Below are 26,957 nucleotides of genomic sequence, written 5' to 3' on the forward strand. Positions count from 1 at the left end.
GGCAATTCAGGCAATTGCCGCCAGGATGCTGATGATAACTGAAGCCCCGTCGGACAGGCCACTGTATCGACCAGCAAAAACCCTACAGTGCCCTTTGATCTGGGCGACTCTGCTTTACGCCCACCCATAAAGATTCCTATAATAGGTACCTTTAAAAATTCATGGACTGCGAGACCTGCATGGACGACGCCTTTGTCTGTACGGAAGATGACATCGTCACCCTCGTCCATCACTTCTACCGGCGCGTGCGCCAGGACGATGTGCTGGGGCCGATCTTCGATGCACACATCGACGACTGGGACGAACACCTGGAACGCATGGTGCGCTTCTGGTCTTCGTTGTTGCGCCGCAGCGGCACGTACAGCGGCACCCCTATGCCGCACCACATTGCGCTGCCGGGCCTGAACGGCCCCATGTTCGTCCGCTGGCTGGATCTGTTCCGGGATACGCTGGGCGAATTCGATAATCCGGCCTTCGTCCAACAGGCCCAGGATTTCGCTCACCGCATCGCCCGCAGCCTCTGGTACGGCTACCAGATCAATCACACCCCAGATCAACCCATCATGGAGTTCGATACCCATGTCTCGCCTGATGAACATTGAAGAAAGCCCGGCAGCGGCTCCGGCAGGTCCTTCCATGGCTGCTTTCCTGGCCTTGGGCTTTCGGCCTCTATACATCGCCGGCGCCGGCTGGGCGTTGATTTCCATCGCGCTCTGGATCTTCACCCCGCAACTGCTGGGCGAGCCCATGACGCTGGTCGCCTGGCATGCGCACGAGATGCTCTGGGGCTTCATCATCACCATTGCAGTGGGCTTCCTGTTGACCGCCAGCGCCACCTGGACAGGCTTCAATCCAATACAGGGCAAACCGCTCGCGGCGCTGTGCATTCTGTGGTGCATCGCCCGTATCGGTTTCCTGCTGGGCGGCCTGACGGGGTTCTGGATCGCTGCTGCGGCGGAACTGCTGTTCTTCCTGGCATCAGCCGTCGCGCTGGCGCGCGTCATGTTCAAAGGCCGCAGCCGACGCAACTACGGACTGCCCGCCCTGATTTTGATGCTGGGCGTCGCTGACCTGCTGTACTTGCTGGCCGTCCTGCAGGGCAACTATCTGGTGCTGATGGAACGCTTCTCTCTGGGATTGATCGGCATGGCGACCGTGGCGCTGCTGATCGCCCGTCGCGTGATTCCGTTCTTTGCCATGCGCATGGTCCAGGGTTTGCAGATTCCCATGCTGGTGCGTTCCGGCCACGCGCAGATGATCTTCAGCGTCCTGGCCCTGCTGGCCGGCGCACTGGCGCAGCTCACCCATACCCCCATGACGCCCGGCAGCGGTCCCCATGCCCTGCCCCTGATCATGGCGGCCAGCCTGGCCATCACCGGGATCATCAGCCTGGGCCAGCTGGCGTACTGGAAACCACTGGCCGTGCTGCGCAAGCCCATGCTGTGGATCCTGTATCTGGGCTACGCCTTTCTGGGCATCGGCCTGCTGGCCGCCGCCTGGCTATTCAGCAATCTGTTCGATCCCGCCATCCTGCGCGGCGTCCTGATCCGTAGCGCTACGTATGTGCACTTGATCGGCCTGGGGGGTTTCTGCATCCTGATCATCGGCATGCTGAACCGCACGGCTCTGGGCCACCTGGGGCGCCCCCTGGCGCTGGATCGCAGCATGCTGGCCGGACACTGGCTGATGGTCGCCGCGGTCGTCCTGCGCCTGGCCGCTTTGTGGCCGTCGACGGCCAGCCTGCACCTGCTGCATCTGGCGGCGCTGGCCTGGATCCTGTCACTGGGCCTGTATCTGTGGCGCTTCGTCCCGATGCTGATCCGCCCGCGCCCGGACAAACCCGCGCCGGTCGCCACGCCCAAAAAGGCAGCGGCAGCCCCTGCCGCTCAGGCCCGCTAATCATCGGACGCCCGCAACCATGCGCCTGACCAATATGAGCGACTACGCGGTGCGGCTGCTGATGTATCTCAGCGGCCACCGCGACCGCCTGTGCACCATCGCGGAAATCGCCCAGTTCTACGGCATTTCCGAACCGCACCTGATGAAAATCACGCACCGGCTGGCCCAGCATGGCTGGATACGCACGGTGCGCGGCAAAAACGGCGGCATGGAACTGGCCCACGAACCGCAGGACATCACGCTGGGCGCCTTGATCCGGGACATGGAAAACGACCTGGCCCTGGTCGAATGCATGGGGGCGGAAAACCACTGCATCCTGACCGGCCACTGCGGCCTGAAACCCGTGATCGCCGGCGCCCTGAAAGCATTCATGGATCATCTGGACAGCCACACCCTGGCCGACGTGCTGCCCCCGCCCCCTCTGGCGGGCTCTGCCGCGCAAGCGGTGCGAATCACCCCGCCGCCAACCCGCAAGATCGCCGGCGTCCGCTGATCCCCTGACTCGTCCGAACAGCGCAGCGCGGGGCCTTCATTGCACCAGCGGCGAGTCCGACCCCTGCATGGGAATGCCCTGTATCTGCGCCGATCCGACCAGCTGCTGCAGATACTGGTGGACCGCCCGCCGGTAGCTGGATTCCTCCAGCCAGGCGGCCAAGCGGTCCTGCACCTCTGAAAACGGCACCGCGCGGCCTTCGGCCTTGCGGCCTGTACGCACGATGTGAAAGCCGAAACGGGTCTCGACCAGTTCCCCGGCCAGCGTGTGTTCGGGCATGGCGAACACGGCCTTTTCGAATTCCGGCACCATCTCGCCGCGCGTCAGTTCACCCAGAGCGCCGCCTTCGGCCCCGGATGGGCAATTGGAATATTCCCGTGCGTACTGGGCGAACTGCCCCAGGCCTTTGCGGTGCAGTTCCGCCAAATGCAGATTGGCGCGTGCGCGCAGCTTCTGCACATCCAGGCCCGCCGTCGCCTGGAACAGAATGTGCCAGACCTCGATCAGATCGCCCTCGCGGAATTCCTCGGGGTGCTGTTCGTAATAGCGCCGACAACTGGCCTCGTCGGCCTGCGGGGTGCGCACGTCTTCGGCCAGCACCGCCGCCAGCAGGGCCTCGGCGGAATCGGCGTTCACGCCCAGTTCGGCGCCGCGCTGACGGATCAGCTCGCGCAGCACCAGTTCCTGCCCCGCCGCCAGGCGGGGATTGGTTTCCTGTTCGTGGCTGGGGACTTCGGCCAGAATGTCCGATTCGGTAATGACAACGTCATTGACAGTGATCATGATGTGCCCTTAGCGACGCGGACGGACCAGTTGCCACGGGCGCACCAGATAGGTGACCGAGGCGAAGCCCGACCAGACGTGCACCAGCCGCGTGAACGGAAAGATCACGAACAGCGTCATGCCCAGCACCATGTGCAAACGATAGACCGCCGGGACGCCTTCCATGGCGCCGACGGCCCCTGAACGAAAGGTGATGATGCGCTGCGCCCATTCACCCAACTGGACCATGACGGCGCCATCCGTGTGATGCACCGACGTGAACAGCGTCGCCAATCCCACGATCAGCACCAGCAAAATCCATAACAGGGTCACCCAGTCGGACACGGTGGAGTTATGCATGATGCGGATTTCCGACCAGCGACGGTGGATCAGCAACAGCAGGCCGATCAGGCAGATCACACCCAGGATGGCGCCGCCGATGATCGCCAGCAGCTGCTTGTTCTGCGTGCTGAGCCCCAAGGCGTGATACACCGCCGGCGGCGTCAACAGGCCGACCAGATGGGTGAAGAACAGGGAAATGATGCCGATGTGAAACAGGTTGCTGCCCCAGCGCAGCGACCCCGTGCGCAGCATCTGGCTGGAATCGCTTTTCCAGGTGTACTGCTCGCGTTCAAAGCGCACCAGGCTACCCAGCAGGAACACGGTCAGCGCAATATAGGGGTACACCCCGAAGAAAAACAGATCGAGCGTCTCTTTCATGATGGTCTCCTCAGGCCTGGCTGCCGTTGGGGTGGCTGGCCCGCGAACGGGGCGGATGGAACACAAGAGGTTGCGACTGATTGCCCTGGCGGCCCATCAGCAGCGGTTCGGTGCCATCGGCTTGCGGACCGAAGGTGATCATGGTTTCTTCCATTTCGCCTTCCGGCACGTCGGGCAGGACCTCGGGTTGCACGGTCGTCATGGTGCGCAACTGGGCGAACGCGCAGGCATAGGGGCTGTCGGATTCGCCCAGCTTGTCGCCCAGGCGGGCCAGCACGTGGATGGCATCCCCCAGCAGTTCTTCGGCTGCCTGGGGCGGAATCTGCCCCAGGAATTCCAGGAACAGCGGCACATAATCGGGCAGTTCGGTCGAAGCCGGTTCCAGGCCGTGTTTGCGGTATTCCTGCTGCAGATCGACCATGGCCTGGCCGCGGTCGCGGGATTCGCCATGCACGTGCTCGAACAGATGCAAGGAATGGGCGGCCCGCCGGTCGAACGTGGCCACGTAGTCCTCCTGCAGATCGATCAGGTCGTCGTAGCTTTCCAGAAAGGTGAACAAGGGGTCCAGCCGGGCCCGCACGGGCGTCGGCAGCGCAGCGGACAATTCCGGCAAGGCATCCAGCCAGTCCTGCTCGGGATAGCTGAGCAGGGCCGACAGGACGGAAAACACCGGCATATCCTGGGCAGTCAATGTGTGCGTCATGATCTCTCCTACGCCGTTCTGGCCGGATCCAGAAACACCACGGACGGCTTGCGCTTGCCGCGCGGCTTGCCGAACAACGATCCCTCGGAACTGCCGCCGGAACAACCATTGCCGAACGTAAAGCCGCAGCTGCCGCGCATCTCGAAGGCATTTTCAGCGCTTTCGCGATGCGCCGTGGGGATGACGAAGCGGTCTTCGTAATTGGCGATGGCCAGATAGCGGTGCATGTCCTCGACCTGATGCAGCGTCAGCCCCACCTGGTCCAGGATGTCGTGCCGTTCCTGGCGATCCACCGACCGCGCCCGCATGAAGGCGCGCATGGCCAGCATGCGTTCCAGCGCGACCTCGACGGGCGCCTCGTCGCCGGCCGTCAGCAGATTGGCCAGATAGCGCAGCGGAATCCGCAGCGATTTGACGTCGGGGATTTCACCAAAGGCGCCGATCTGGCCGCTGTTGGCCGCCGACTGAATGGGCGAAAGCGGCGGCACATACCAGACCATGGGCAGCGTGCGGTATTCCGGATGCAGCGGGAAGGCGATCTTCCAGTCCACCGCCATCTTGTAGACCGGCGAATTGCAGGCCGCATCCAGCCAGTTTTCGGGAATGCCGTCGGCCAGGGCCTGGCGGCGGACCTCGGGATCGTGCGGGTCCAGGAACAGATCCAGCTGAGCCTGATAGAGATCCTTTTCATTGGGCACGCTGGCGGCGGCCTCGATGCCGTCGGCGTCGTACAGCAGCACGCCCAGATAGCGGATGCGCCCGACGCAGGTTTCGGAACAGACCGTGGGCTGGCCGGCTTCGATGCGGGGATAGCAGAAGATGCACTTTTCCGCCTTGCCGGATTTCCAGTTGTAGTAGATTTTTTTATAGGGGCAGCCGGAAATGCACATGCGCCAGCCCCGGCATTTGTCCTGATCGATCAGCACGATGCCGTCCTCGGCCCGCTTGTAGATCGACCCCGACGGGCAGCTGGCCACGCAGGTGGGGTTCAGGCAGTGCTCGCACAGGCGCGGCAGGTACATCATGAAGGTATTTTCAAACTGCCCGTAGATGTCTTTCTGCACCGCCTCGAAGTTGTAGTCCTGGGACCGCTTGGCGAATTCACCCCCCAGGATTTCTTCCCAGTTCGGACCCCACTCGATCTTTTCCATGCGCTGGCCGGTGATCAGCGAACGCGGTCGGGCCACGGGCGGCGTCTTGCGTTCCGGGGCCTTTTGCAGATAGTCGTAATCGTAGGTGAAGGGTTCGTAGTAATCGTCGATCTGCGGCAGATTGGGGTTGGAAAAGATGCGTGACAGCAGCTTTAATTTGCCCCCCTGACGCGGCTCGATACGGCCATTGGCCTTGCGGTTCCAGCCGCCGTTCCAGCGGTCCTGGTTTTCCCAGTCTTTGGGGTAGCCCACGCCCGGTTTGGTTTCGACGTTGTTGAACCAGGCATATTCCATGCCCTCGCGAGACGTCCAGACGTTCTTGCAGGTGATAGAACAGGTGTGGCAGCCGATGCATTTGTCCAGATTCAGGACCATGGCGACTTGTGCGCGGATTTTCATGGGTGCGACTCCTTTCAGGCCTGCGTCTGGGCGGACACTTCGTGTGTTTCGTCCATCCAGTCGATTTTCTTCATTTTGCGGACCACGACGAACTCATCGCGGTTCGAGCCCACCGTCCCGTAATAGTTGAAGCCGTAGGACAACTGCGCATAGCCGCCGATCATGTGGGTGGGCTTGACGACCGTGCGCGTGACCGAATTGTGGATCCCGCCGCGCTTGCCGGTGATTTCCGACCCCGGTACGTTCACGATTTTTTCCTGAGCGTGATACATCATGGTCATGCCTTCGGGCACGCGCTGACTGACCACGGCCCGCGCCACCAGCGCGCCGTTGACGTTGAAGACCTCGATCCAGTCGTTGTCCACGATGCCGGCCTTGGCGGCATCGATTTCCGACATCCAGACGATGGGGCCGCCGCGCGACAGCGTCAGCATGATCAGATTGTCGGAATAGGTGGAGTGAATCCCCCATTTCTGGTGCGGCGTGATGAAATTCAGGACCACGTGCGGTTCGCCATTGCTGAATTGCTTGTCCAGCATGGGTTTGATGGTCTTGGTATCCACCGGCGGACGGTAGACGCACAGGGATTCGCCGAAATCCCGCATCCAGGGGTGATCCTGGTAGAGTTCCTGCCGCCCCGTCAGGGTGCGCCAGGGGATCAGTTCATGCACGTTGGTGTAGCCGGCGCTGTAGCTGACCTTGTCGGATTCGATGCCCGACCAGGTGGGCGAAGTCAGGATCTTGCGCGGCTGCGCCTGGATGTCGCGGAAGCGGATCTTTTCATGCTCGCTGGATCGGATCAGATGGGTATGATCGCGCCCGGTGATCTTCGACAGGGCCTCCCAGGCCTTCAGGGCCACGTGACCATTGGTTTCCGGCGCCAGGGTCAGGATGGTCTCGCAAGCATCGATGTCCGTGAAGATGCGCGGCTGGCCCTGGCCGACGCCGGGTTCACGCTCGCGGTAATTCAGTTTGCCCAGAAATTCGACTTCTTCCTTGGTGTCCCAGGAAATGCCCTTGCCGCCGTTGCCCAGCTTTTCAGCCAGCGGCCCCAGGGTGGTGAAGCGCTCGTAGACATGCTTGTAGTCGCGGTTGACCACCATCAGATTGGGCATGGTCTTGCCGGGGATCAGATCGCATTCGCCCTTGTGCCATTCGCGCACGGCATAGGGGTCGGTGAGTTCACCCGGTGAGTCGTGTTGCATGGGCTGCAGCACCAGGTCTTCATCGGGCAGATCGGCATCGGCGGCCAATTCGGAGAATTTCTTCGCCAGATTTTTGTAGATTTCCCAATCGCTGCGCGATTCCCAGATCGGGTCCACCGCCGCCGACAGCGGGTGGATGAAGGGATGCATGTCCGACGTATTCAAGTCGTTCTTTTCGTACCAGGTGGCCGTGGGCAGCACGATGTCGGAATAGACACAGGTGGTGGACATGCGGAAGTCCAGCGTCACCAGCAGATCGAGCTTGCCTTCGGGGGCATCGTCACGCCAGGCGACCTCTTGGGGTTTGCTTTCACCCATTTCCCCGAGGTCCTTGCCCTGCACGCCGTGCTGGGTGCCCAGCAGATGCTTCAGGAAGTATTCATGCCCCTTGCCCGACGATCCCAGGATATTGGAGCGCCAGATGAACAGGTTGCGCGGGAAGTTGTCGGGATTATCGGGGTCCTCGCAGGCGAATTTCAGTTTGCCATCGCGCAGGCCCTGCACGGCGTATTCCTTGGGGTCCATGCCGGCGGCCTGCGCATCGCGCACCACCTGCAGCGGATTGGTCTGCAATTGCGGCGCCGTGGGCAGCCAGCCCATGCGCTCGGCCTTCACGTTCATGTCGATCAGGCTGCCCTGATATTTCGAGGCATCGGCCAGCGGCGACAGCAGTTCGGAGACCTGCAGTTTTTCGTAGCGCCACTGATCAGAGTGCGCATAGAAGAACGAAGTGCCGTTCATGTGCCGGGGCGGGCGCAGCCAGTCCAGGGCGAAGGTCAGCATGGTCCACCCTGTCTGGGGACGCAATTTTTCCTGGCCCACGTAGTGGCACCAGCCGCCGCCCGACTGGCCCACGCAGCCGCACATCGACACCAGATTGATGATGCCCCGGTACGCCATGTCCATGTGATACCAGTGATTCAGGCCGGCGCCCAGAATCACCATGGACTTGCCTTCGGTCTTGTCGGCATTGTCCGCAAACTGGCGCGCCACCGTGATGACCTGTTCACGCGGCACACCGGTGATGCGTTCCTGCCAGGCCGGGGTATAAGGCACATCGTCATCGTAGGACGAGGCGGCATTGTCGCCGCCCAGGCCGCGATCGATCCCGTAGTTGGCCACGAACAGGTCGAATACCGTAGCAACCAGGACTTCGCCTTCGGCGGTCTGCACCCGTTTCACGGGCAGATTGCGCACCAGGACCTCGTCGTGATCCGTGCCCTTGAAGTAATCGTGAGGCACCCCGCCGAAATACGGAAAAGCCACCGGCACGACTTCGTCATGAGACGTCAGCAGGCTCAGGCGCGGCTGCACGTCATGGCCCCGCGCGTCCTTCAGTTCCAGGTTCCATTTGCCGGCGTCCTCGCCGTCTTTCTGGCCCCAACGAAAGCCGATGGACCCCTGCGGCACGATGAACTCACCGGTCTGCTCGTCGCAGGCGACGGTCTTCCATTCGGGGTTGTTCTGCTGACCCAGGCGATCGGAAAAATCCGCTGCCCGCAGCTTGCGATCCGGCACATAGCGGTCGCCCTGGCGCACCAGGCGCACCAGAAACGGCATGTCCGTGTACTGGCGGCAATAGCGGTCGAAATAGGCGCTTTTGCCTGCCAGGTGAAATTCTTTCAGAACCACGTGGCCCATGGCCAGCGCCAGGGCCGCATCGGTGCCCTGTTTCGGGTGCATCCACAGATCGCCGAATTTCGCGCCTTCGGCGTAGTCCGGAAAGACGGACACGACCTTGGCCCCGCGATACCGCGCCTCGACCATGAAGTGGGCGTCGGGCGTGCGCGTCTGCGGCACGTTCGAGCCCCACAGCATGATGAAAGTGGAGTTGTACCAATCGGCGGATTCACTGACGTCGGTCTGCTCGCCCCAGGTTTGCGGGCTGGACGGCGGCAGATCGCAGTACCAGTCGTAGAAGCTGAGCAGGGACCCGCCCAGCAGCGACAGATAGCGGCTGCCCGAGGCATACGACACCATGGACATGGCCGGAATCGGCGAGAAACCGGCGATGCGGTCCGGGCCGTGGCGCTTGATGGTGTGGATGTTGGCGGCGGCGATGATCTCATTGACCTCGTCCCAGTTGGAACGCACGAAACCACCCAGGCCGCGCACGGACTTATAGGCTTTGGATTTGTCGGGATCGGTGACGATGGCTTCCCAGGCCTGGACGGCGCCCATCGATTTGCGCTGTTCGCGCCACATCCGGGCCAGACGCCCGCGCAGCATGGGGTATTTCACCCGATTGGCGCTGTACAGATACCAGGAAAAAGTCGCCCCGCGCGGACAGCCGCGCGGCTCGTGGTTGGGCATGTCCGGTCGGGTGCGGGGATAGTCGGTTTGCTGCGTTTCCCAGGTGACGATGCCGCCTTTCACGTAGATCTTCCAGGAACAGGACCCCGTGCAGTTCACCCCGTGGGTAGAGCGCACGATCTTGTCGTGCTGCCAGCGATTGCGGTAGGCGTCTTCCCAGGTACGATCCTCGTGCACCACATTGCCATGCCCCTGGGAAAAGGGTTCTTTCGGACGAGAAAAATATTTCAGGCGATCGATGAAATGGCTCACGATGATTGCTCCGTTGGAAAGCGTTCGAAAAGGCGCCGCTCAGCGGCGCGGCCCGGACTGCAGGGCGGAATATCGATGGGCATCAGCACGGGATCTCCGCACGGCGCCGCGAGTAATACCACCAGGTGACGGCAATGGAAACGGCATAGAACACGACAAAGAACACCAGCGCCGCATTGGGCGAGCCTGTCAGGTCGAAGGACGTGCCGAAGCTCTTGGGGATGAAGAATCCGCCGTAAGCCCCCATGGCGCCGCTAAAGCCCAGGACGGCGGCGGATTCCTTCGCGCCTTCAGAGTCGGCCTGCGCCGATTGGCCGCCTGCGTGGCGGCGCTGCGCCAGTGTGGTGAAGATGACGGGGATCATGGCAAACGTTGAGCCATTGCCGATGCCGGTCAGGAAGAACAGGAACAGGAAAGCCAGCAGGAAACCCAGGAAGCTGCCGCCAGAGCCGCTTCCCGGCAGGGAAGCCATCACCCCCAGGACGCCCAGGATCATCCAGAAGAACGTCCAGAATGTGACCCTGGCGCCGCCCAGACGATCGGACAGCCAGCCCCCGAACGGTCGGGCCATCGCGCCGACCAGCGGCCCCAGCCACGCATATTGCAAAGGCCGGATGTCGGGGTACAGGTATTTGATCAGCAAGGGGAAACCGGCTGAAAAGCCGATGAAAGACCCGAAAGTGCCCAGATACAGAAAGCACATGATCCAGTTGTGCTTGCGCTGGAAGATGACTGCCTGTTCGCGGAAGGACGCCTTGGCATCCGCGATGTCGTGCATACCCACCCAGGCCAGCATGGAAACGATGATGATGAAGGGCGCCCAGATGAAGGCGGCATTCTGGGCCCAGACCTCGACCGGACCGCCATGCGTGCCGGACAACTGCGCCACCTGGGGGTCGCCGGCCCACGGCCCGAGAATGCCCATGGTGATCACCAACGGCGCCAGGAACTGCACCGAGGACACCCCCAGATTGCCCAGCCCCGCATTCAGCCCCAGGGCGGAACCCTTGCGTTCCTTGGGGAAGAAGAAACTGATGTTGGACATGGACGAGGAAAAATTACCGCCTCCCAGACCGCACAGCAACGCCAGCATCAGCATCGTGGAATATGGCGTGGAAGGGTCCTGAACGGCCAGCCCCACCCCGATGGTAGGCAGCAGCAGGCTGGCGGTGGTCAGAGCCGTCCAGCGCCGACCGCCGAACACCGGCACCATGAAGGAATAGAAAATGCGCAGCGTCGCGCCGGACAGCGCCGGCAGCGCCGCCAGCCAGAACAGTTCGTTTTCGGTGTAGTCGAACCCGAGATTGGGCAGGTTGACCGCAACGACGCTCCACATTTGCCAGACCGCAAAGGCCAGGAACAGCGCGGGAATCGAGATCCACAGATTGACGTTGGCAATGGCGCGGCCTTCGTGCGCCCAGAAAGCCTGGTCTTCAGGTGTCCAGACGGTCAGCAGGCGACCGCGACGGCGTGGATTGGCATCATCAGGCACGGTGCTCATGCAGGGGACTCCTGTAACAAGGACCCTTTACGATAAGCCCCATGATTGACAGGGGTAATGATCTGAATCAACCTCGCCGAAACTTCCGGCCGGCGCCCCTACATCCAACAACCGCGGCGCCAGGAAGGGTGAGCAGATCCTGCACGGGCAGGGTCTCGTGATCTGACTGAAGGACGGCCCCAGTATAAGTGCCTGAGCGGCAGAAGACCACCTTCCGCGCAAGGACATCGCCAGAAAAAAGGCCGCCCCTAGGGGCGGCCCTGCTGCGCTGCGCGAACAGGCCGATGGGCTTATTTGCGGCTTTTCATAGGACACGTGTTGACGCCCAGCAGCTGATAGAGCGGGCAAGAGCCGAACACGCCGGTCAGCAGCGGCACCACGCCCAGCCACCCCCACCAGCCCACGGTATTGCTGGCCGCCAGGGCGATCAGGACGATTCCAAGCAGCACACGCAACACACGATCAATACCGCCGACATTCGTTTTCATAAGGTCTCCAGACAATGGAAAGACTGTGGATCAAGGGCAGAAGATGTCCTTAAGCGTGGCGACGAGCTTGGCTACGCTGGGATCTTCGATACGGTAGTACAGCGTCTGCGCCTCGCGCCGGTAAGCGACAAGGCCCTTTTCGCGCATTCTGGCCAGATGCTGCGATAGCGCGGACGGGCTCAAAGGCACTTTGTCATTCAACGCCCCCACGCTCATTTCGCCTTCGGAGATCAATAGACACAGGACCAGCAAGCGTTGGGGATTGCCCACCGCCCGCAACAAGGCAGCCGCCTGTCCGGCACTATCCTGCAATCGCCCGAGATCGGATTTGCGCTGGATCATGAATTCAAGAAAAAGTCCGCACTTTAATTTAGAAAACCATTAATTTAGTATAATCTAAATTAAAGGACTTGGGAACACTCGAGCAACGGCACCGTGCCGGGTGGCCCCTCCATTGCACTCATTCGATATCAGGAGCTCTTCCATGACCGTATCGTCATACAAACAACTCACCCAGACGCTCTCCAGCAATCTCGCACCACTGCGCAAGACCCAGGCAGACCTGATGAAAGGCTTCAACGAGATGGGCGCCGCCGCGATGGCCGGCGGTTCGCTGGACCCAAAAACCAAAGAATTGATCGCCCTGGCCGTGGGCGTGGCCGCGCGCTGCGATGGCTGCATCGGATTTCATACCAAGGCCTTGGCGCGGCTGGGCGCTTCAACCGAGGAAGTCCATGAAGCGCTGGGCGTCGCCATCTACATGGGCGGCGGGCCGGCGGCGATGTACGCCGCCAATGCCGTGGCGGCGTTTCAGGAGTTCACGGCTCCGGTTCCCGCCTGAACGCAGCGCGGAAAGCCCGCGTGCGACAAGTCCCCCGCGACAGAGACGTGGGGGGCGTGACACAAGCCGCCGAAATCAGACGCGATCGCAGCGGATGGTGATGGGGTGGCGGCGCAAGCCTTCGACGACCTGGTCGGTGACTTCACCGTCGACATCGGTGATGGCGTAGCCGATCTTGCCGCGGGTCTGCAATTGCTGGCTGACGATGTTCAGCCCGAATTCACCCATCAGATTGCTGAGCGCCCCCATGGCCCCCGGCACGTTCTGGTGAATATGGATGATGCGGGCGGCGCCGGCCTGCTCGTGATAGGCGATTTCCGGGAAATTGACCGTGCCCTTGGTCGTGCCGCTGCTGATGAAACGCTTCAGCTTTTCGGCGACCTCGCGACCGATGTTTTCCTGGGATTCCTGGGTGCTGCCGCCGATGTGCGGGGTCAAGATGACGTTGTCCATGCCGCGCAGCGGGCTGTCCAGGGCTTCGTCGCGGCTTTTCGGTTCGGTCGGAAACACGTCGATGGCCGCGCCCGACAGATGGCCGGACTTCAGAGCGCGCTGCAGCGCCGGGATATCCACCACCGAACCGCGCGAGGCATTGATCAGGATGCTGCCCGGCTTCATGGCGGCGATGGCATCCGCGTCGATCAGATTGGCGGTGTCCTTGCCGCCTGGCACGTGCAGCGTCACCACATCGGCCTGAGCCAGGAATTTCTTCAGAGTGCTGGTGGCATGCGCATTGCCCAGAGGCAGCTTGGCCTCGATGTCGTGATACAGAACCCGCATGCCGAAGGATTCCGCCAGGATGCCGACCTGCGATCCGATATTGCCGTAGCCGACGATGCCCAAGGTCTTGCCGCGGGCCTCGTAGGCGCCGTCGGCGGTCTTGTCCCAGAAGCCGGCATGCACCCGCGCATTCTTTTCGGGGATCTTGCGCAGCAACAGGATGGCTTCGCCCAACACCAGTTCGGCTACCGAACGGGTGTTGGAATACGGCGCATTGAAGACCGGAATCCCGCGCAGGGCCGCCGTGTCCAGATCGACCTGATTGGTGCCGATGCAAAAGCAGCCGATGGCCCGCAGATCCGGCAGCTCGGACAGAATGCCCTGATCGAGATGGGTCCGGGAGCGGATCCCGGCGACATGCACCCCCTGCAAGGCGTCACGCAAGGCGTCGCCCGTGAGCGCGCCAGGGTAAGTGATGACTTCGTCAAACCCGGCGGCGACGAAGACTTCCTTGGCGCTGGCATGAATGTTTTCGAACAGGACGATGCGTGCCATCTTGATCCTTCTCAAGCAGTGAAAACGTCCATTGTGCGGTATTTCTGAGTCCGCGTCAGGGTCATCCCTAATGAAAGCAGGGTCAAATCAGGCCGATTATGTCGGTATCCTGTCCTTAACGGCATATGCTTATGCTCGATCTGGCTGGATCTTAGCCATACAAAGAAAAAATACACCCGTTTTTCAACGTCGTCACCCCCGTCATCACCATTCTGTCCTGCAAGGTGGTTCTTACGATGGTCACGTTTCCCGCCGGCGATCCCCCGCCCCCGCCCCCGCCACTGCGATTTCACCGCAGGACCCGCACCGCGCGCGACGCCGACGACCACGCGCACAACCTCAGCCAGTGGGAACAAAGCTACGACCAGTTTTCCTCCGGCTCCTTCCAGGGCCAGCTGACTGAATTGTGGCTGCCGCGCCTGCAGCTGTTCCAGGAATCCGCCAATCAAGCCCTGCACCAATCGTGCGCAGCCTGGTCGGATTCCTTATGGTTCGGCTTGCCCGCGCCCCACCCGGCCATATCCCGCCTGGACGCTCAACCCATCCCTGGCCACACCCTGCTGTTTCGTCCCGGCGCGCGCCAGTTCGAGCTCTGCACTCCCCAGGATTACGATATTTTCGGCATTGTGGTGGATCAGGATCTGCTGCGCGAACACCTGACCCCTCTGGACGAAGACGCCTGCGACCGGTTGGGCGAAGGCGGCACCCTGACGCTGTCGCCCGCGCTATACCAGCACATGATCCACACCCTGGGGCAGGCTTTGTTCGCCCCCCAGTCGGCCCACACCGCGCCGACCGCAGACGAGCTGCAAGAAACCGTGCTGGACTTGCTCTGCACCGCCATGACCCAGGGAAACCGGCCCACGCCGGACCCGCATTATTCCCGTATCCGGCATAACCGCCAGATCGTGCAACAAGCACGGGAATTGGTGCTGGCTCAGGCCAGCCACCGGCTGTCGATCACCGACATCTGCCGCCAACTGCACGTCAGCCGACGCACCTTGCAGTACAGCTTCCAGGCCGTGGTCGGGCTGTCTCCCTTGGCCTATCTGCGCATCTTGAAGCTCAACCAGGTCCGCCGACGGTTGCATAATACGCAGGACTTCTCCAGCCGCGTCACCCAGGTCGCCACGACATGGGGCTTCGAACACCTGGGCCAGTTTTCCCAAGACTACAGACGTCTGTTCGGGGAATGCCCTTCCGCCACCCTGAAGCACATTCCGGGGTAAGGCACGCGCCACCCCACCCCCTGAGGCACCGGGGATAACCCTGGTTTTGCCGAAATCCGATAAGGCATTGCCGATTCTTGATAAGGCAGTGCCGTTTTCAGATAGGCACCTCGCCTGGCACGCGCAATCATAGACCTCACCAATCAGCGGCAGCGGCCCAACAGCAGGCTGCCTCAGGAGGAGGAGCGTGCCACACATCATCAAGCTGTACGTGCGCTGGGTAGACCGGATCAACCGCGTCATCGGGCGCTTCGCCATGCACTTCGTGCTCGTCATGATGTTCGGCTTTCTGTATTCGGCCTTCATGCGCATGGCGTTCAACGTCTATTTCAACTGGATGATGGAAAGCGCCCAGTTTCTGCTGTCGGCCTACTACCTGCTGGGCGGCGGCTATTCCATGCAGCTCGACTCCCACGTCCGCATGGATCTGCTCTATTCACGCTGGGGGCCGCGCACGCGCGCCTGCATCGACATTGTCACGATCTGGCTGGTGGTGATCTTTCTGGTGTTTCTGCTGCTGGGCGGCATTTCCAGCACCGAATACGCCCTGGTCAACGACCAGCGCAACTACACCGCCTGGGCACCTCCGTTAGCGCCCATCAAGATCATCATGACCTTCGGCATCTTCATGATGCTGCTGCAGACCCTGGCGACATTCTTCCGGGATCTGGCCACTGCGCTTGGGAAATCCATCGAATGAGCCACGAACTGATCACCCTCACGATGTTTTCATCCCTGCTGGTCCTGATGACCACCGGCCAGCGGGTCTACGGAGTCGTCGGCTTCATCGGCGCTACGGCGGCCTATTTTCTCTGGGGCGGCAACGACATCGAAATGCCGTTCAACGCCACCTTCACGGTGCTGAACTGGTTTGCCCTGCTGACCTTGCCCTTGTTCGTCTTCATGGGTTTCATGCTGTCGGAATCAGGCTTGGCCGACAAGCTGTACCGCATGTTCCACGTCTGGATGGGCCCCCTGCCCGGTGGCCTGGGCATCGGCACCATCGGCCTGATGGTGCTGATTTCCGCCATGAACGGACTGAGCGTGGCCGGCATGGCGATCGGCGCCAGCGTCGCCCTGCCCCAGATGATGCAGCGCGGCTACGACAAGGTCATGGTCACCGGCGTGATCCAGGCCGGCAGTTCACTGGGGATCCTGATTCCCCCCAGCATCGTGCTGGTGCTGTACGCCATGATCGCCCGCCAGCCGGTGCTGCAGCTTTGGATCGCCGGCATTCTGCCGGGCCTGTTGATGGCTGCGCTGTTCACCATCTACATCTACATCCGCTGCCGCATGAACCCGGAACTCGGGCCGCCGCTTTCCGCAGCCGAACGCAAGGCCGAAGAACCGGAAAAATGGCGGCTGCTGGGCGAAGGCATCCTGCCGGTCGTGATCTTCGCCGTCATGATGGGATGCTTCATGACGGGCGTCACCAGCCTGGTCGAAACATCCGCCTTGGGCGCCGGGCTGGCCACGATCGCCGCCGCATTCAAGGGGCGTCTGAACGGCCAGGTCATGGAAGCCTGCCTGCGCCAGACGCTCAGCGTGAGTTGCATGTTCATGTGGATCATCCTGGCTGCGCTCTGCTTTGGCGCGGTCTACGACGGCCTGGGCGCCATCAAGGCCATCGAGAAACTGTTCCTGAACGACATGGGCCTGGACCGCTGGACCATCCTGATCATCATGATGCTGTCCTTCATCGTGCTAGGCATGTTCCTGGACGACACCGCCATGCTGGTGATCGTCGCGCCCTTGTATATCCCGCTGGTCAAAACACTGGGCTTCAGCCCGATCTGGTTCGGCATTCTGTACACCATCACCTGCCAGCTGGCCTACATCATCCCGCCCTTTGGCTACAACCTATTCCTGATGCGGGCCATGGCGCCGCCGGAAATCACCATCATCGACATCTACAAATCGATCGTGCCGTTCGCCTTCCTGATGATGCTCACCCTGGCCATCATCATGATCTTCCCGGAAATCGCCCTGTGGCTGCCGGATATGTATTCAAACCGCGCCCGCTAGGCCCCAAAAGCCTGCATCTGTAAAAACACGGGGCGGCACGGCGCGGCGTGCCCTCCACCCAAGCGGAGGTCAGAGACAATGACTCAAAGACGTGAATTCCTGAAACTGGCAGGAGGCGCCGCCCTGGGGGCCGGCGCTATCGCGGCGCCTGCCATCGTACGCGCGGACGCCCCGATCAAATGGCGGCTGCAGACCTATGCGGGCCCGGCCTTGGCGGCCCATGTCATCAAACCATCCATCGATGCCTTCAATAAGGCCGCCAATGGACAGATGGAAATCGAACTGTACACCGCCGACCAGCTGGTGCCCCAGGGCGAGCTGTTTCGCGCCGTGCAAAAGGGCACCATCGACGCGGCGCAAAGCGACGACGATTCCATGGCGGCGCCGGTGGACGTGGCCATCTTCGCCGCGTATTTCCCCCTGGCCTCGCGCTACAGTCTGGACGTGCCTGCGCTCTGGAACTGGTACGGCCTGAACGATATCTGGAAAGAAGCCTACAGCCAGGTCGAAAACGTCACGTGGCTGGGCACGGGCGCCTGGGATCCCTGCAATATGGCGACCACGAAACCGATCAAGTCGCTGAACGACCTGAAGGGCCTGCGCCTGTATACCTTTCCGACAGGCGGTCGGTTCCTGTCGCGGCTAGGCGTGGTGCCCGTCACCCTGCCCTACGAAGACGTGCAGGTGGCGCTGCAAACAGGCGAACTGGATGGGGTGTGCTGGTCCGGCATCACCGAGGTCTACACCGTGGGTTGGGCCGACGTCACCAAATACTATCTGACCAACAACGTCTCGGGCGCCTGGGCGGGGTCCTACATCGCCAACACCGAGAAATGGAATGCGGTGCCCGAGCACCTGAAAACCCTGTTCCAACTGTGCATGGACAGCTCGCACTACTACCGCCAGCACTGGTACTGGTGGGGCGAGGCCCATTACCGCACTCAGGGCGGCAAACTGGAACTGACCACCATTCCCGAATCGGAATGGAAGGCGGTTGAAACCGAAGCCCACAAATTCTGGGATGAGATCGCTCAGAAAAGCCCCCGTGACGCCAAGGTCGTGGGCATCCTGAAGCAATATGCGGAAATCATGGACAAGGCCGGCCCTCCGTACCGATTCGCCTGATTCTGATTGGCAGGTCCGGGGGGTGTGCCCTGCATCGCCCCCCGATTCATCGACGCGGCACAAAGGTGCAATATGCAAGAACGTACCCTCCAGACCATCGACGACGCCATCGCCCTGGTCAAGCAAAGCAGTCTGTCCCACATCAAACTGGGGCTCTCCGACATTGACGGCGTCATCCGCGGCAAGTACATGCGCAAGGATAAATTCATCAGCGCTCTGCAATCCGGCTTTGCTTTCTGCGATGTCGTGATGGGCTGGGATTCGAACGACCAGCTCTATGACAACACAACGTTCACCGGTTGGCATACCGCTTACCCGGACGCCGCCGCCCGCATCGACCCCAGCACCTGCCGCCGGCTGCCGCTGGAACGCAACGCCCAGGGCGAAGACATGCTGTTCTTCATCGCCGAACTGGACGGCGCCGCCGCCGAGGTCTGCCCTCGGCGCCTATTGCATCGCATCATCCAGCGCGCCGCCGATCTGGGATTCGATGCCCATGCCGCGCTGGAATATGAATTCTTCATGTTCGACGAAACCCCGGATTCGATCCGTGAAAAGCAATATCGCAACCTGAAGAACTGGACACCCGGCAATTTCGGTTATTCGGTCCTGCGCAGCACCGTCCACGCCGACTTCTACGAAGAACTGATGGATCTGTGCGAGAACATGGATATTCCCATCGAAAGTCTGCACACCGAAACCGGCCCTGGCGTACTGGAAGCCGCCATTGCCGTGGACCGCATCGACCATGCCGCCGACAAGGGCTTTCTATTCAAGACCTTCACCAAAGCCCTGGCCGAGCAACAGGGGCTGATGGCAACGTTCATGGCGAAATGGTCGCATCACTGCGCCGGACAAAGCGGCCACATCCACCTGTCTCTGACCGACCGCAAGACCGGCGTCAATGTCTTTCACGACCCGAAGGCGGATCATTTCATGAGCCCCCTGCACCGGCACTTTGCGGCGGGCCTGCAGACCTATATGCCCGAGCTGATGGCCATGTACGCCCAGACCATCAACAGCTACACCCGTCTGGTGCCGGGCTATTGGGCGCCGCTGGAAGCCAGCCTGGGCATCGAAAACCGCACCACGGCGCTGCGCGTGATTCCCGGCGGGCCCAAAGCCCAGCGCATCGAAGTCCGCATCGGCTCCGCCGACGCCAATCCCTATATCGCCCTGGCAGCCGCTCTCGGATCGGGCCTGCTTGGAATCGAACAGAAGCTGGAACCCTCCTTCACGTCGGGCAATGCCTATACCCAGGAATTCCCCGACGCGATCAAATTCCCCCAGACACTCTGGGAGGCCGCCCAGCGCCTGCGCCGCTCGCAGGCGGCCCGCTCGCTGTTTGGCGATACCTTCGTGGACCACATGGCGGCCACCCGCGAATGGGAAGAGCGGAAATTCAGGGAATACGTAACCGACTGGGAACTCCAGCGCTATTTTGAAATCATCTGACTATCAGGACAGGCGTTCATCATGAGCGAACTCATCACCATCAGCCCGATCGACGGGCAAGAACTGCTGCGCCGGCCTCATGCCACTGCGGCGGATCTCGATCGCATCACCCAGGCCGCCAGACGAGCCCAACGCGACTGGGCCCGCCAGCCGCTTGCGGTGCGTGTGGATAGGCTGGAACAAGCCATCAGCACCGTGGTCGCACGCACCGAGACCTTCGCCAAGGCCATCACGGAACAGATGGGCCGCCCCATCAGCCAGGCCCCCGGTGAGCTGCGCGGTTTTGCCGAGCGTGGACGCCATATGCTGTCCGTGGCGGCAGAGGCCCTGGCGTCGCGTGATCTGCCAGAGCAAGACAATCTGCACCGGTCCATCGTGCGCGAGCCCGTCGGCGTCGTGCTGACCATCGCCCCCTGGAACTACCCGCTGCTGACAGCCGTCAACAGCATCGTGCCGGCACTGGCCGCCGGCAATGCCGTGATCCTCAAACATTCGGACCAGACGCCCCTGTGCGCCGAACAATTGGTCCAGGCCTTTGGCGATGCCGGGCTGCCCGCCGGTCTGTTCCAATACATTCACGCCACGCATGACACCATCCGCGCGCTGATCCAGTCACCCGCCATCGACTATGTGGCCTTCACCGGATCGGTGCGCGGGGGCGCCGCCGTGGAAGAAGCCGCGGCGGGCCGCTTCATCGGCCGGGGGCTGGAATTGGGCGGTAACGACCCGGCATATGTGCGCGCCGATGCCGATCTGACGCAGGCCGTCGACACCCTGGTCGATGGCGCTTTTTTCAATTCCGGGCAGTCTTGCTGCGGCATTCAGCGCATCTACGTCCACCAATCCCATTACCGGGCCTTCGTCGACCAAGCCGTCGCGCTGACGGAACAATACCGCCTGGGCGATCCTCTGGACCCGAACATCAATCTGGGGCCGGTCGTGCGCTTGCGAGCCGCCGAAGAAATCCGCACCGTGCTGGCCCGGTCCATCGAGATGGGCGCCCGCGACTGCGTGGACCCAGGACGATTTCCCATGGCGCTGCCCGGCAGCACCTATCTGGCGCCCAGCATCCTGACGCAGGTCAACCACGAGATGCCGGTCATGAACGAAGAATGCTTCGGCCCGGTGGTCGGCATCATGCCCGTGGCATCCGATGAGCAAGCCGTGGCGCTGATGAACGATTGCCGCTATGGCCTGACGGCGGCGATCTTCACCCAGGACATCGAAGCGGCCCGCCATCTGGGATCACAGATCGAAACCGGGACGCTGTTCATGAATCGCTGCGATTACCTGGACCCGGCCTTAGCCTGGACCGGCGTGAAAAACACCGGCCACGGCATCTCGCTATCCGTTTACGGCTATCACATGCTGACGCGTGTGAAGTCCTACCACCTGCGCACGCTATAGGAATGCCCGTCATGAACAAGCTGACTGCCAACTGGAACTACCCCACGGCCATCAAAGCCGGCCCAGGGCGCATCCGCGAACTGCCGCAACACTGCCGGGCGCTGGGCATGCACCGCCCCATGCTGATCACCGACCCCGGCCTGGCCGGCCTGGACATCGTCACCCAGGCCGTGCAATCCTGCCGGGATGCCGGCCTGGTCTGCGGCCTGTTTTCCCACATCAAAGGCAACCCCACCGGCCAGAACGTCAGCGATGGCGTGACGGCCTTTCATTCCGGCGCCCATGACGGCGTCATCGCCTTTGGCGGCGGCTCGGCGCTGGATGCGGCCAAGGCCATTGCGCTGATGGCCGGACAGAACCGGCCTCTGTGGGATTTCGAGGACATCGGCGACAACTACACCCGCGTCAATGTCGACGGCATGGCCCCTGTCGTGGCGGTGCCCACGACGGCGGGCACCGGCTCCGAGGTCGGTCGCGCATCGGTCATCACCGACGACCAGGCTCACGTCAAACGCATCATCTTCCATGCCCGCATGCTGCCGGCCATCGTCATCCTGGATGCCGAACTGACCACCGCCCTGCCCGCCCGCCTGACGGCGGCAACCGGCATGGATGCGCTGTCTCATAACCTGGAAGCCCTGTGCTCGCCGGTTCTCCATCCCATGGCGACCGGCATCGGCATGGAAGGCAGCCGCCTGGTGCATCACTATCTGAAGCGCGCCGTGGACGACGGCACCGATCTGGAAGCCCGCCATTTCATGCTGGTGGCGTCCAGCATGGGCGCGACCGCCTTCCAGAAGGGGCTGGGCGCCATGCACGCGCTGGCCCACCCCCTGGGGGCGCTGTACGATGCCCATCACGGCATGCTCAATGCCATTCTGATGCCCTATGTGCTCAAAGCCAACCAGGCCGTGATCACCGACACCATGACCCTGCTGGCCCGCTATCTGGGCCTGGACAAACCCGGCTTTGCCGCCACCCTGGACTGGGTGCTGAACCTGCGTGAATCCATCCACATTCCGCATGGCTTGGCCGACATCGGCATCCCTGCCGAAGCCGTGGGCAAAGTGGGCGCCATGGCCGTGCTGGATGGCTCTGCCGCCACCAATCCGATTCCTTTCACGCCCGCCCAATACGATGCGATCCTGAGCGACGCGATTCAGGGCAAACTCTGACCATGGCCCGCATCGGCGTCCTGGGGTTTCTGCACGAAACCAATACCTTCGCCCCCGGCCCGACCGAATTGGCACGCTTCATCGAAGCCGATGCCTGGCCCGGTCTGGTCGAGGGCCAGGCGCTGCTGGACGCCACCGGCGCCATGAATCTGGCGGTCAGCGGCTTTGTCGCTGCCATGCGGGATACCGGCCACATCCTGGCGCCGCTGCTCTGGTGTTCCGCCAACCCTTCCGGCCCCGTGGCGGACGCGGCGTTCGACACCATCGTGTCGCGCATGGAAACCCTGCTGCGCCAGGCAGGCCCGCTGGACGCGCTGTTCCTGGATCTGCACGGATCGATGGTGACGGAACACCTGGACGACGCCGAAGGCGAACTGCTGCAGCGGCTGCGGCGCATCACCGGCCCCGCCATCCCGTACGTTGCCGCGCTGGACTTTCATGCCATCATCACCCAGGCCATGGTCGACCAGACCCAGGCGATGGTGGCCTATCACAGCTATCCCCACGTGGACATGGCTGACACGGGCGCCAGGGCAGCCCGCATGATGCAACGCCTGCTGGCCGGCGAATCCTTTCACGCCGCCTGGCAAAAACTGGATTTCCTGGTGTCCATGCCCTGGCAAAGCACCCTGGGCGACGAGCCTGCCGGCAAGATCATGGCCCAGGCCAGGGCGCTGGAAACCCTGGATCGCCCCGAAGTCCAGTTCATTCCCGGTTTCCCCAATTCGGACACCCCCGAATCCGGGCCGGCCATCCTGGCGTATGCCAGCACGCCCGCTCGGGCCCAGGCGGGCGTACAAGCGCTGGCCCAGCGGGTCTCCGGCCTGCAGCAGGCGTTCAGCGGCACCCTGCATACGCCGGATCAAGCGCTGCAAATCGCCCGCACACACGCCAGTCTGCGCTACATCCTGGCGGATACCCAAGACAACCCCGGCGGAGGCGCAGCAGGGGATACCACCGGCATCCTGCACGCGCTGCTGGATCAACAGCTATCCGGCGCTGCCGTGGCGCTGCTCTGCGATGCACCATTCGCGCTGGCCGCCCATCAGGCCGGCACCGGCTCGACGATCCGCCTGCCACTGGGGGGCCGCAGCACACCGGGCGATCCGCCGGTAGAAGGAGATTTCGAGATCCTGGCCCTGGGCGACGGGAAATTCGTCGGCACTGGCCCGTTTTATCAAGGCTGCCGCATGGAATTGGGCCTGATGGCGCGTGCGCGGATTCAAGGCGTCGACGTCCTGGTTTCCAGCCGCAAACAGCAGGCAGCCGATCAAGCCATGTTCCGCCATCTGGGCGCCGATCCCCAGGATTACCGCATCCTGGTGCTGAAAAGCTCAGTTCACTTCCGGGCCGATTTCAGCGCCCTGGCGGATCACATCCTGATGGTGAAAGCCCCTGGCGCCAACACCGCAGACCTGCGCGAACTGCGCTATACCCGGCTGCGCCCCGGGGTTACGATCCTGTAAGGCAATGCAGCGCTTGCTGATGCAAACGGGCATTGGTGGCGGCCACCACTCGACCGTCGGACTGCGCCGTCAGCGCCCGCCCCTGCCAATCGCTGATGACGCCCCCTGCCTCCTGAATGACCGGGATCAGCGGCAGATAGTCATAAGGCATCAGATTCGTCTCCACGACCAGGTCGACATGCCCGCTGGCCAACAGGGCGTAGGCATAACAATCACCGCCGAAGCGGCGCAAATACACGGCCTTGCTCAGGCGCTCAAAGTCTTGATGGTCGGCGGCCCCGAACAAATCCGGCGACGTCGCCTGCAGCACCGCCTGCGCCAGATCCGTCACCGCCCGGGTGCGGCAGCGTTCGCCATTCATCCAGCAGCCGCGACCGCGCACCGCGACCCAGCGCTCGGCGGTATAGGGGATGTCGATGATCCCCAGCAAGGGCTGCTGCTCGTGCAGCACCGCCAGCAGACAGCCCCACAAGGGATTGCCGGTGATGAAACTGCGGGTGCCGTCGATCGGGTCGATCGACCACAGGACGGCGGCATCCGCAGCCTGCACGCCAAATTCCTCGCCCAGCACGCCATGATCGGGATAACGGCGCGCGATTTCACGACGCAGGAATTCTTCGACCCCGCGATCCGCCACCGTCACCGGACTGGCATCCGCCTTGACCTCGATATCCGGGTGATGGCGAAACCAGCGCAGGGCAATCGATCTGGCCTGACCCGCCAGGCTCTGGGCAAAATCGAGGACCTCATCCGTCCAGGGCGGCACCACTGATGACATCGGCATGACAGGCTCCCGAAACCATGAATAGGACATCGCTGCAAAAGAATTCTGAAGGCTATTGCATGTTTTTGCAAATTTCCACAAAATAACAACTCAGGCGCTCCGGCACGTTATTCGTAGGACCGCAGTACGCCATGCATCGCCGTAGCGACTCCCAATGATCCGGCATCAGACCGGTTCCCCACGACCGCAGGAGACACGCATGCAACGATTTACACACAACGTCCTGGCCGCAGCCGTCGCTCTCGTCGGCGCCAGTCTGATCCAGACCGCCCACGCCAAATCCCTGACCATCTATACCGCCCTGGAAGACGACGAAGTCACCGACTACATGGGCGCCGCCAAGGCCGCCATGCCCGACGTGGAATTCCATGTCCTGCGCCTGTCGACCGGAGACATGGCCGCCCGCTTGCTGGCGGAAATTAAAAACCCCCGTGCCGATGTCATCTGGGGCTTTGCCGTCACCAATATGCTGGACCCCCGGATTCACGGCGAACTGATGCAATACGAACCCGTCGCCGCCAAAAAACTGCCTGCCATCTATCGCGGCAAAGACGGCACCTGGTTTGCCGCCACCGGCTATATGGCGGCGTTCTGTGTCAATACCGAACGCCTGAAATCCAAGAACCTGCCCATGCCGGCTTCCTGGGAAGACCTGACGAAACCGGTCTACAAAGGCGAGATCGTGATGCCCAATCCAGCGGCATCGGGCACGGGCTGGCTGCAGATCGCCGCCATCCTGCAAGGCTTGGGCAACGACAAAGGCTGGGATCTGATCAAAGGCCTGAACCAGAACATCGCCCAATACACCAGTTCCGGCTCGAAACCCTGCAAGATGGCCCGCACCGGCGAATACGCCATCGGCGCCTCGTTTGCTTTCCCCGCCATGCAATCCATCGAAGCCGGCTTCCCCGTCAAAATGGTGGTGCCATCGGACTGGGTCGGCTACGAACTGGAAGCCTCCGGCGTGGTCAAGACCACTAAAAACCCGGAAGACGCCAAACGATTCCTGGACTGGACCTTGTCGCCGCAGGCTGCCGGCCTCTACAAAAAATACAAGGAAATCGTCACGATCCCAGGGGCTGAACCGTCCGAACAGTTGATCAAGGCCGGTCTGCCCACCAACGTGGACAAAATTCTGTATCCCATCGACTTCGAAAAATCCGCCGCCGAACGGGCCGACGTCCTGAAGCAGTGGCAACAAGTCACCGCACGCTGAACGACCGCCACCCATCAACAGGCCGGGTCCGCCCGGCCTTCTCCGGAGGGCTGCATGAGCCTGGAACTCTCACACATCGACAAATCATTCGGCGACTTTCCGGCGCTCAAAGACATCAACCTGACCGTCGGACCGCATGATTTCGTCTGTTTACTGGGCCCCAGCGGCTGCGGCAAAACGACGCTGCTGAGAATCATTGCCGGGCTGCTGCAGGCTGACGCAGGACAACTGACGCTCGACGGCCAGGATCTGGGACAAATACCGCCGCGCACCCGCAATTTCGGCATCGTTTTTCAATCCTATTCGCTCTTTCCCAATATGACGGTGTACGACAACATCGCCTACGGCTTACGCATCCGCAAGGAACCCGCCCAGCAGATTCGCGCGCGCGTGGACGAACTGCTGCAGTTGATCCGCATTCCCACCATGGCTGAACGCTTTCCCTGGCAACTGTCAGGCGGCCAGCAGCAGCGCGTGGCTCTGGCGCGGGCGCTGGCCGTCAACCCGCGCCTTATTTTGCTGGATGAACCGCTTTCTGCACTGGACGCCCGGGTGCGCAACGAAATGCGCCACGAGATCCGCGAGGTCCAGCGCCGTCTGAAAATCCCCACCATCATGGTGACGCACGACCAGGAAGAAGCCCTGATGCTGGCCGACACCGTCGTCTGCATGAACAATGGCATGATCGAACAAGCCGGGTCGCCGCAAACGCTGTATCGCGCACCCAAAACACGTTTTGTGGCGGACTTCATCGGCCTGAGCAATCTGCTGCCCGCCGATTGGCTTCAAGCGCATACGCCAGGCATTCTGGACCAGCTGCCGGCCCCGGCGCATGCCCAGGACGCCCTGCTCTGCATCCGGCCCGAACACATTCAGCTCAGCGCCGACGCCGCCGGCCCCGCAACCATCCAGAACATCACCTTCCTGGGCAATCTGTGCCGTATGACGCTGCGCTGGGGGGAACGCGAACTGCTGGTGGAACAGCACGCCAGCACAAACTACCAAGAAGGCGATCGCGTGCGCCTGGCGATCAGCCCGGGCCAGGGCTGCTGGGTCACCGCCTAGGAGCCCGT

The 26,957-nt window shown here is 62.2% G+C and carries 24 protein-coding genes; 14 read left to right on the forward strand and 10 right to left on the reverse strand.

Going from position 1 to position 26,957, the window contains the following annotated elements:
* Positions 1 to 179 precede the first annotated feature (179 nt).
* Genes WBF69_RS04330 through WBF69_RS04340 form a run of 3 tightly spaced genes read left to right on the forward strand, consistent with a single transcriptional unit; the run spans position 180 to position 2,392 of the window.
* On the forward strand, positions 180 to 602 hold the full coding sequence (locus tag WBF69_RS04330; protein WP_424261587.1) for a group III truncated hemoglobin: 423 nt from the start codon (positions 180 to 182) through the stop codon (positions 600 to 602).
* Positions 580 to 1,899: an NnrS family protein gene (locus WBF69_RS04335; protein ID WP_424261589.1), complete on the forward strand. Its 1,320-nt coding sequence runs from the start codon at positions 580 to 582 to the stop codon at positions 1,897 to 1,899. The genes WBF69_RS04330 and WBF69_RS04335 overlap by 23 nt, the downstream gene beginning before the upstream one ends.
* A 19-nt stretch (positions 1,900 to 1,918) precedes the next feature.
* Positions 1,919 to 2,392 carry an RrF2 family transcriptional regulator gene (locus WBF69_RS04340; RefSeq protein ID WP_424261591.1) on the forward strand — a complete coding sequence of 158 codons (474 nt, stop codon included), beginning with the start codon at positions 1,919 to 1,921 and terminating at the stop codon, positions 2,390 to 2,392.
* Between the two features lie 36 nt (positions 2,393 to 2,428).
* On the opposite strand, the gene WBF69_RS04345 is transcribed toward WBF69_RS04340, so the two are convergent.
* From WBF69_RS04345 to WBF69_RS04380, 8 genes are all read right to left on the reverse strand, one after another.
* Positions 2,429 to 3,175, reverse strand: coding sequence for a peptidylprolyl isomerase (locus WBF69_RS04345; protein ID WP_424261593.1), 747 nt, complete (start codon positions 3,173 to 3,175; stop codon positions 2,429 to 2,431).
* A 9-nt stretch (positions 3,176 to 3,184) separates the two neighbouring features.
* Positions 3,185 to 3,874, reverse strand: a complete 690-nt coding sequence (narI, locus tag WBF69_RS04350) for a respiratory nitrate reductase subunit gamma (protein ID WP_424261595.1) — start codon at positions 3,872 to 3,874, stop codon at positions 3,185 to 3,187.
* A gap of 10 nt (positions 3,875 to 3,884) precedes the next feature.
* A complete protein-coding gene (narJ, locus tag WBF69_RS04355; protein ID WP_424261701.1) occupies positions 3,885 to 4,550 on the reverse strand; it encodes a nitrate reductase molybdenum cofactor assembly chaperone in 666 nt (221 codons plus the stop codon).
* Positions 4,551 to 4,585: 35 nt separating this feature from the next.
* Entirely contained in the window at positions 4,586 to 6,127 is a 1,542-nt protein-coding gene (narH, locus tag WBF69_RS04360) for a nitrate reductase subunit beta (RefSeq protein WP_424261597.1), read from the reverse strand.
* Between the two features lie 14 nt (positions 6,128 to 6,141).
* Entirely contained in the window at positions 6,142 to 9,897 is a 3,756-nt protein-coding gene (locus WBF69_RS04365) for a nitrate reductase subunit alpha (protein ID WP_424261599.1), read from the reverse strand.
* Between the two features lie 82 nt (positions 9,898 to 9,979).
* Positions 9,980 to 11,398: a NarK family nitrate/nitrite MFS transporter gene (locus tag WBF69_RS04370; protein WP_424261601.1), complete on the reverse strand. Its 1,419-nt coding sequence runs from the start codon at positions 11,396 to 11,398 to the stop codon at positions 9,980 to 9,982.
* Positions 11,399 to 11,688: 290 nt separating this feature from the next.
* Positions 11,689 to 11,886, reverse strand: a complete 198-nt coding sequence (locus WBF69_RS04375; protein WP_424261603.1) for a YgaP family membrane protein — start codon at positions 11,884 to 11,886, stop codon at positions 11,689 to 11,691.
* 30 nt (positions 11,887 to 11,916) lie between these two features.
* Positions 11,917 to 12,228 carry an ArsR/SmtB family transcription factor gene (locus tag WBF69_RS04380; protein ID WP_424261605.1) on the reverse strand — a complete coding sequence of 104 codons (312 nt, stop codon included), beginning with the start codon at positions 12,226 to 12,228 and terminating at the stop codon, positions 11,917 to 11,919.
* Between the two features lie 142 nt (positions 12,229 to 12,370).
* Between WBF69_RS04380 and WBF69_RS04385 the strand changes: the two genes are divergently transcribed.
* On the forward strand, positions 12,371 to 12,727 hold the full coding sequence (locus WBF69_RS04385; protein WP_424261606.1) for a carboxymuconolactone decarboxylase family protein: 357 nt from the start codon (positions 12,371 to 12,373) through the stop codon (positions 12,725 to 12,727).
* Positions 12,728 to 12,802: 75 nt separating this feature from the next.
* On the opposite strand, the gene serA is transcribed toward WBF69_RS04385, so the two are convergent.
* Positions 12,803 to 14,002 (reverse strand): phosphoglycerate dehydrogenase, encoded by a 1,200-nt coding sequence (gene serA / locus WBF69_RS04390; RefSeq protein WP_424261607.1) that lies wholly within the window; start codon positions 14,000 to 14,002, stop codon positions 12,803 to 12,805.
* 236 nt (positions 14,003 to 14,238) lie between these two features.
* On the opposite strand from serA, the gene WBF69_RS04395 reads away from it, so the two are divergent.
* The 8 genes from WBF69_RS04395 to WBF69_RS04430 all read left to right on the forward strand — a co-directional run bounded on the left by WBF69_RS04395 (position 14,239) and on the right by WBF69_RS04430 (position 23,884).
* On the forward strand, positions 14,239 to 15,231 hold the full coding sequence (locus WBF69_RS04395; RefSeq protein WP_424261608.1) for a helix-turn-helix domain-containing protein: 993 nt from the start codon (positions 14,239 to 14,241) through the stop codon (positions 15,229 to 15,231).
* A 187-nt stretch (positions 15,232 to 15,418) separates the two neighbouring features.
* Positions 15,419 to 15,931: a TRAP transporter small permease subunit gene (locus WBF69_RS04400; protein WP_424261610.1), complete on the forward strand. Its 513-nt coding sequence runs from the start codon at positions 15,419 to 15,421 to the stop codon at positions 15,929 to 15,931.
* On the forward strand, positions 15,928 to 17,256 hold the full coding sequence (locus tag WBF69_RS04405; RefSeq protein ID WP_424261612.1) for a TRAP transporter large permease: 1,329 nt from the start codon (positions 15,928 to 15,930) through the stop codon (positions 17,254 to 17,256). Before WBF69_RS04400 ends, WBF69_RS04405 begins: the two co-directional genes overlap by 4 nt.
* A gap of 78 nt (positions 17,257 to 17,334) precedes the next feature.
* On the forward strand, positions 17,335 to 18,381 hold the full coding sequence (locus tag WBF69_RS04410) for a TRAP transporter substrate-binding protein (protein WP_424261614.1): 1,047 nt from the start codon (positions 17,335 to 17,337) through the stop codon (positions 18,379 to 18,381).
* A 72-nt stretch (positions 18,382 to 18,453) separates the two neighbouring features.
* Positions 18,454 to 19,836, forward strand: coding sequence for a glutamine synthetase family protein (locus WBF69_RS04415; protein WP_424261616.1), 1,383 nt, complete (start codon positions 18,454 to 18,456; stop codon positions 19,834 to 19,836).
* A gap of 18 nt (positions 19,837 to 19,854) precedes the next feature.
* A complete protein-coding gene (locus WBF69_RS04420; protein ID WP_424261703.1) occupies positions 19,855 to 21,243 on the forward strand; it encodes an aldehyde dehydrogenase family protein in 1,389 nt (462 codons plus the stop codon).
* A gap of 11 nt (positions 21,244 to 21,254) precedes the next feature.
* Positions 21,255 to 22,418: an iron-containing alcohol dehydrogenase gene (locus tag WBF69_RS04425; RefSeq protein WP_424261618.1), complete on the forward strand. Its 1,164-nt coding sequence runs from the start codon at positions 21,255 to 21,257 to the stop codon at positions 22,416 to 22,418.
* A 2-nt stretch (positions 22,419 to 22,420) separates the two neighbouring features.
* Positions 22,421 to 23,884 carry a M81 family metallopeptidase gene (locus tag WBF69_RS04430; RefSeq protein WP_424261620.1) on the forward strand — a complete coding sequence of 488 codons (1,464 nt, stop codon included), beginning with the start codon at positions 22,421 to 22,423 and terminating at the stop codon, positions 23,882 to 23,884.
* Here WBF69_RS04430 and hisN read toward each other — a convergent pair.
* On the reverse strand, positions 23,871 to 24,668 hold the full coding sequence (gene hisN / locus WBF69_RS04435; protein ID WP_424261622.1) for a histidinol-phosphatase: 798 nt from the start codon (positions 24,666 to 24,668) through the stop codon (positions 23,871 to 23,873). The two genes, WBF69_RS04430 and hisN, sit on opposite strands and share 14 nt — an antisense overlap.
* A 199-nt stretch (positions 24,669 to 24,867) precedes the next feature.
* Between hisN and WBF69_RS04440 the strand changes: the two genes are divergently transcribed.
* A complete protein-coding gene (locus tag WBF69_RS04440; protein ID WP_424261624.1) occupies positions 24,868 to 25,884 on the forward strand; it encodes an ABC transporter substrate-binding protein in 1,017 nt (338 codons plus the stop codon).
* 54 nt (positions 25,885 to 25,938) lie between these two features.
* Positions 25,939 to 26,949, forward strand: a complete 1,011-nt coding sequence (locus WBF69_RS04445; RefSeq protein ID WP_424261626.1) for an ABC transporter ATP-binding protein — start codon at positions 25,939 to 25,941, stop codon at positions 26,947 to 26,949.
* Positions 26,950 to 26,957 lie beyond the last annotated feature (8 nt).

Origin of the sequence: Castellaniella sp., from assembly GCF_049673105.1 — a bacterium.
GTDB lineage: Bacteria > Pseudomonadota > Gammaproteobacteria > Burkholderiales > Burkholderiaceae_B > Castellaniella.

Bases quoted from the DNA above. Each gene is read 5' to 3' on its own strand.
- WBF69_RS04330 (WP_424261587.1), top strand. From the start codon at position 180: ATGGACGACGCCTTTGTCTGTACGGAAGATGACATCGTCACCCTCGTC.
- WBF69_RS04335 (WP_424261589.1), top strand. From the start codon at position 580: ATGTCTCGCCTGATGAACATTGAAGAAAGCCCGGCAGCGGCTCCGGCA.
- WBF69_RS04340 (WP_424261591.1), top strand. From the start codon at position 1,919: ATGCGCCTGACCAATATGAGCGACTACGCGGTGCGGCTGCTGATGTAT.
- WBF69_RS04345 (WP_424261593.1), bottom strand. From the start codon at position 3,175: ATGATCACTGTCAATGACGTTGTCATTACCGAATCGGACATTCTGGCC.
- narI (WP_424261595.1), bottom strand. From the start codon at position 3,874: ATGAAAGAGACGCTCGATCTGTTTTTCTTCGGGGTGTACCCCTATATT.
- narJ (WP_424261701.1), bottom strand. From the start codon at position 4,550: ATGCCGGTGTTTTCCGTCCTGTCGGCCCTGCTCAGCTATCCCGAGCAG.
- narH (WP_424261597.1), bottom strand. From the start codon at position 6,127: ATGAAAATCCGCGCACAAGTCGCCATGGTCCTGAATCTGGACAAATGC.
- WBF69_RS04370 (WP_424261601.1), bottom strand. From the start codon at position 11,398: ATGAGCACCGTGCCTGATGATGCCAATCCACGCCGTCGCGGTCGCCTG.
- WBF69_RS04375 (WP_424261603.1), bottom strand. From the start codon at position 11,886: ATGAAAACGAATGTCGGCGGTATTGATCGTGTGTTGCGTGTGCTGCTT.
- WBF69_RS04380 (WP_424261605.1), bottom strand. From the start codon at position 12,228: ATGATCCAGCGCAAATCCGATCTCGGGCGATTGCAGGATAGTGCCGGA.
- WBF69_RS04385 (WP_424261606.1), top strand. From the start codon at position 12,371: ATGACCGTATCGTCATACAAACAACTCACCCAGACGCTCTCCAGCAAT.
- serA (WP_424261607.1), bottom strand. From the start codon at position 14,002: ATGGCACGCATCGTCCTGTTCGAAAACATTCATGCCAGCGCCAAGGAA.
- WBF69_RS04395 (WP_424261608.1), top strand. From the start codon at position 14,239: ATGGTCACGTTTCCCGCCGGCGATCCCCCGCCCCCGCCCCCGCCACTG.
- WBF69_RS04405 (WP_424261612.1), top strand. From the start codon at position 15,928: ATGAGCCACGAACTGATCACCCTCACGATGTTTTCATCCCTGCTGGTC.
- WBF69_RS04410 (WP_424261614.1), top strand. From the start codon at position 17,335: ATGACTCAAAGACGTGAATTCCTGAAACTGGCAGGAGGCGCCGCCCTG.
- WBF69_RS04415 (WP_424261616.1), top strand. From the start codon at position 18,454: ATGCAAGAACGTACCCTCCAGACCATCGACGACGCCATCGCCCTGGTC.
- WBF69_RS04425 (WP_424261618.1), top strand. From the start codon at position 21,255: ATGAACAAGCTGACTGCCAACTGGAACTACCCCACGGCCATCAAAGCC.
- WBF69_RS04430 (WP_424261620.1), top strand. From the start codon at position 22,421: ATGGCCCGCATCGGCGTCCTGGGGTTTCTGCACGAAACCAATACCTTC.
- hisN (WP_424261622.1), bottom strand. From the start codon at position 24,668: ATGCCGATGTCATCAGTGGTGCCGCCCTGGACGGATGAGGTCCTCGAT.
- WBF69_RS04440 (WP_424261624.1), top strand. From the start codon at position 24,868: ATGCAACGATTTACACACAACGTCCTGGCCGCAGCCGTCGCTCTCGTC.
- WBF69_RS04445 (WP_424261626.1), top strand. From the start codon at position 25,939: ATGAGCCTGGAACTCTCACACATCGACAAATCATTCGGCGACTTTCCG.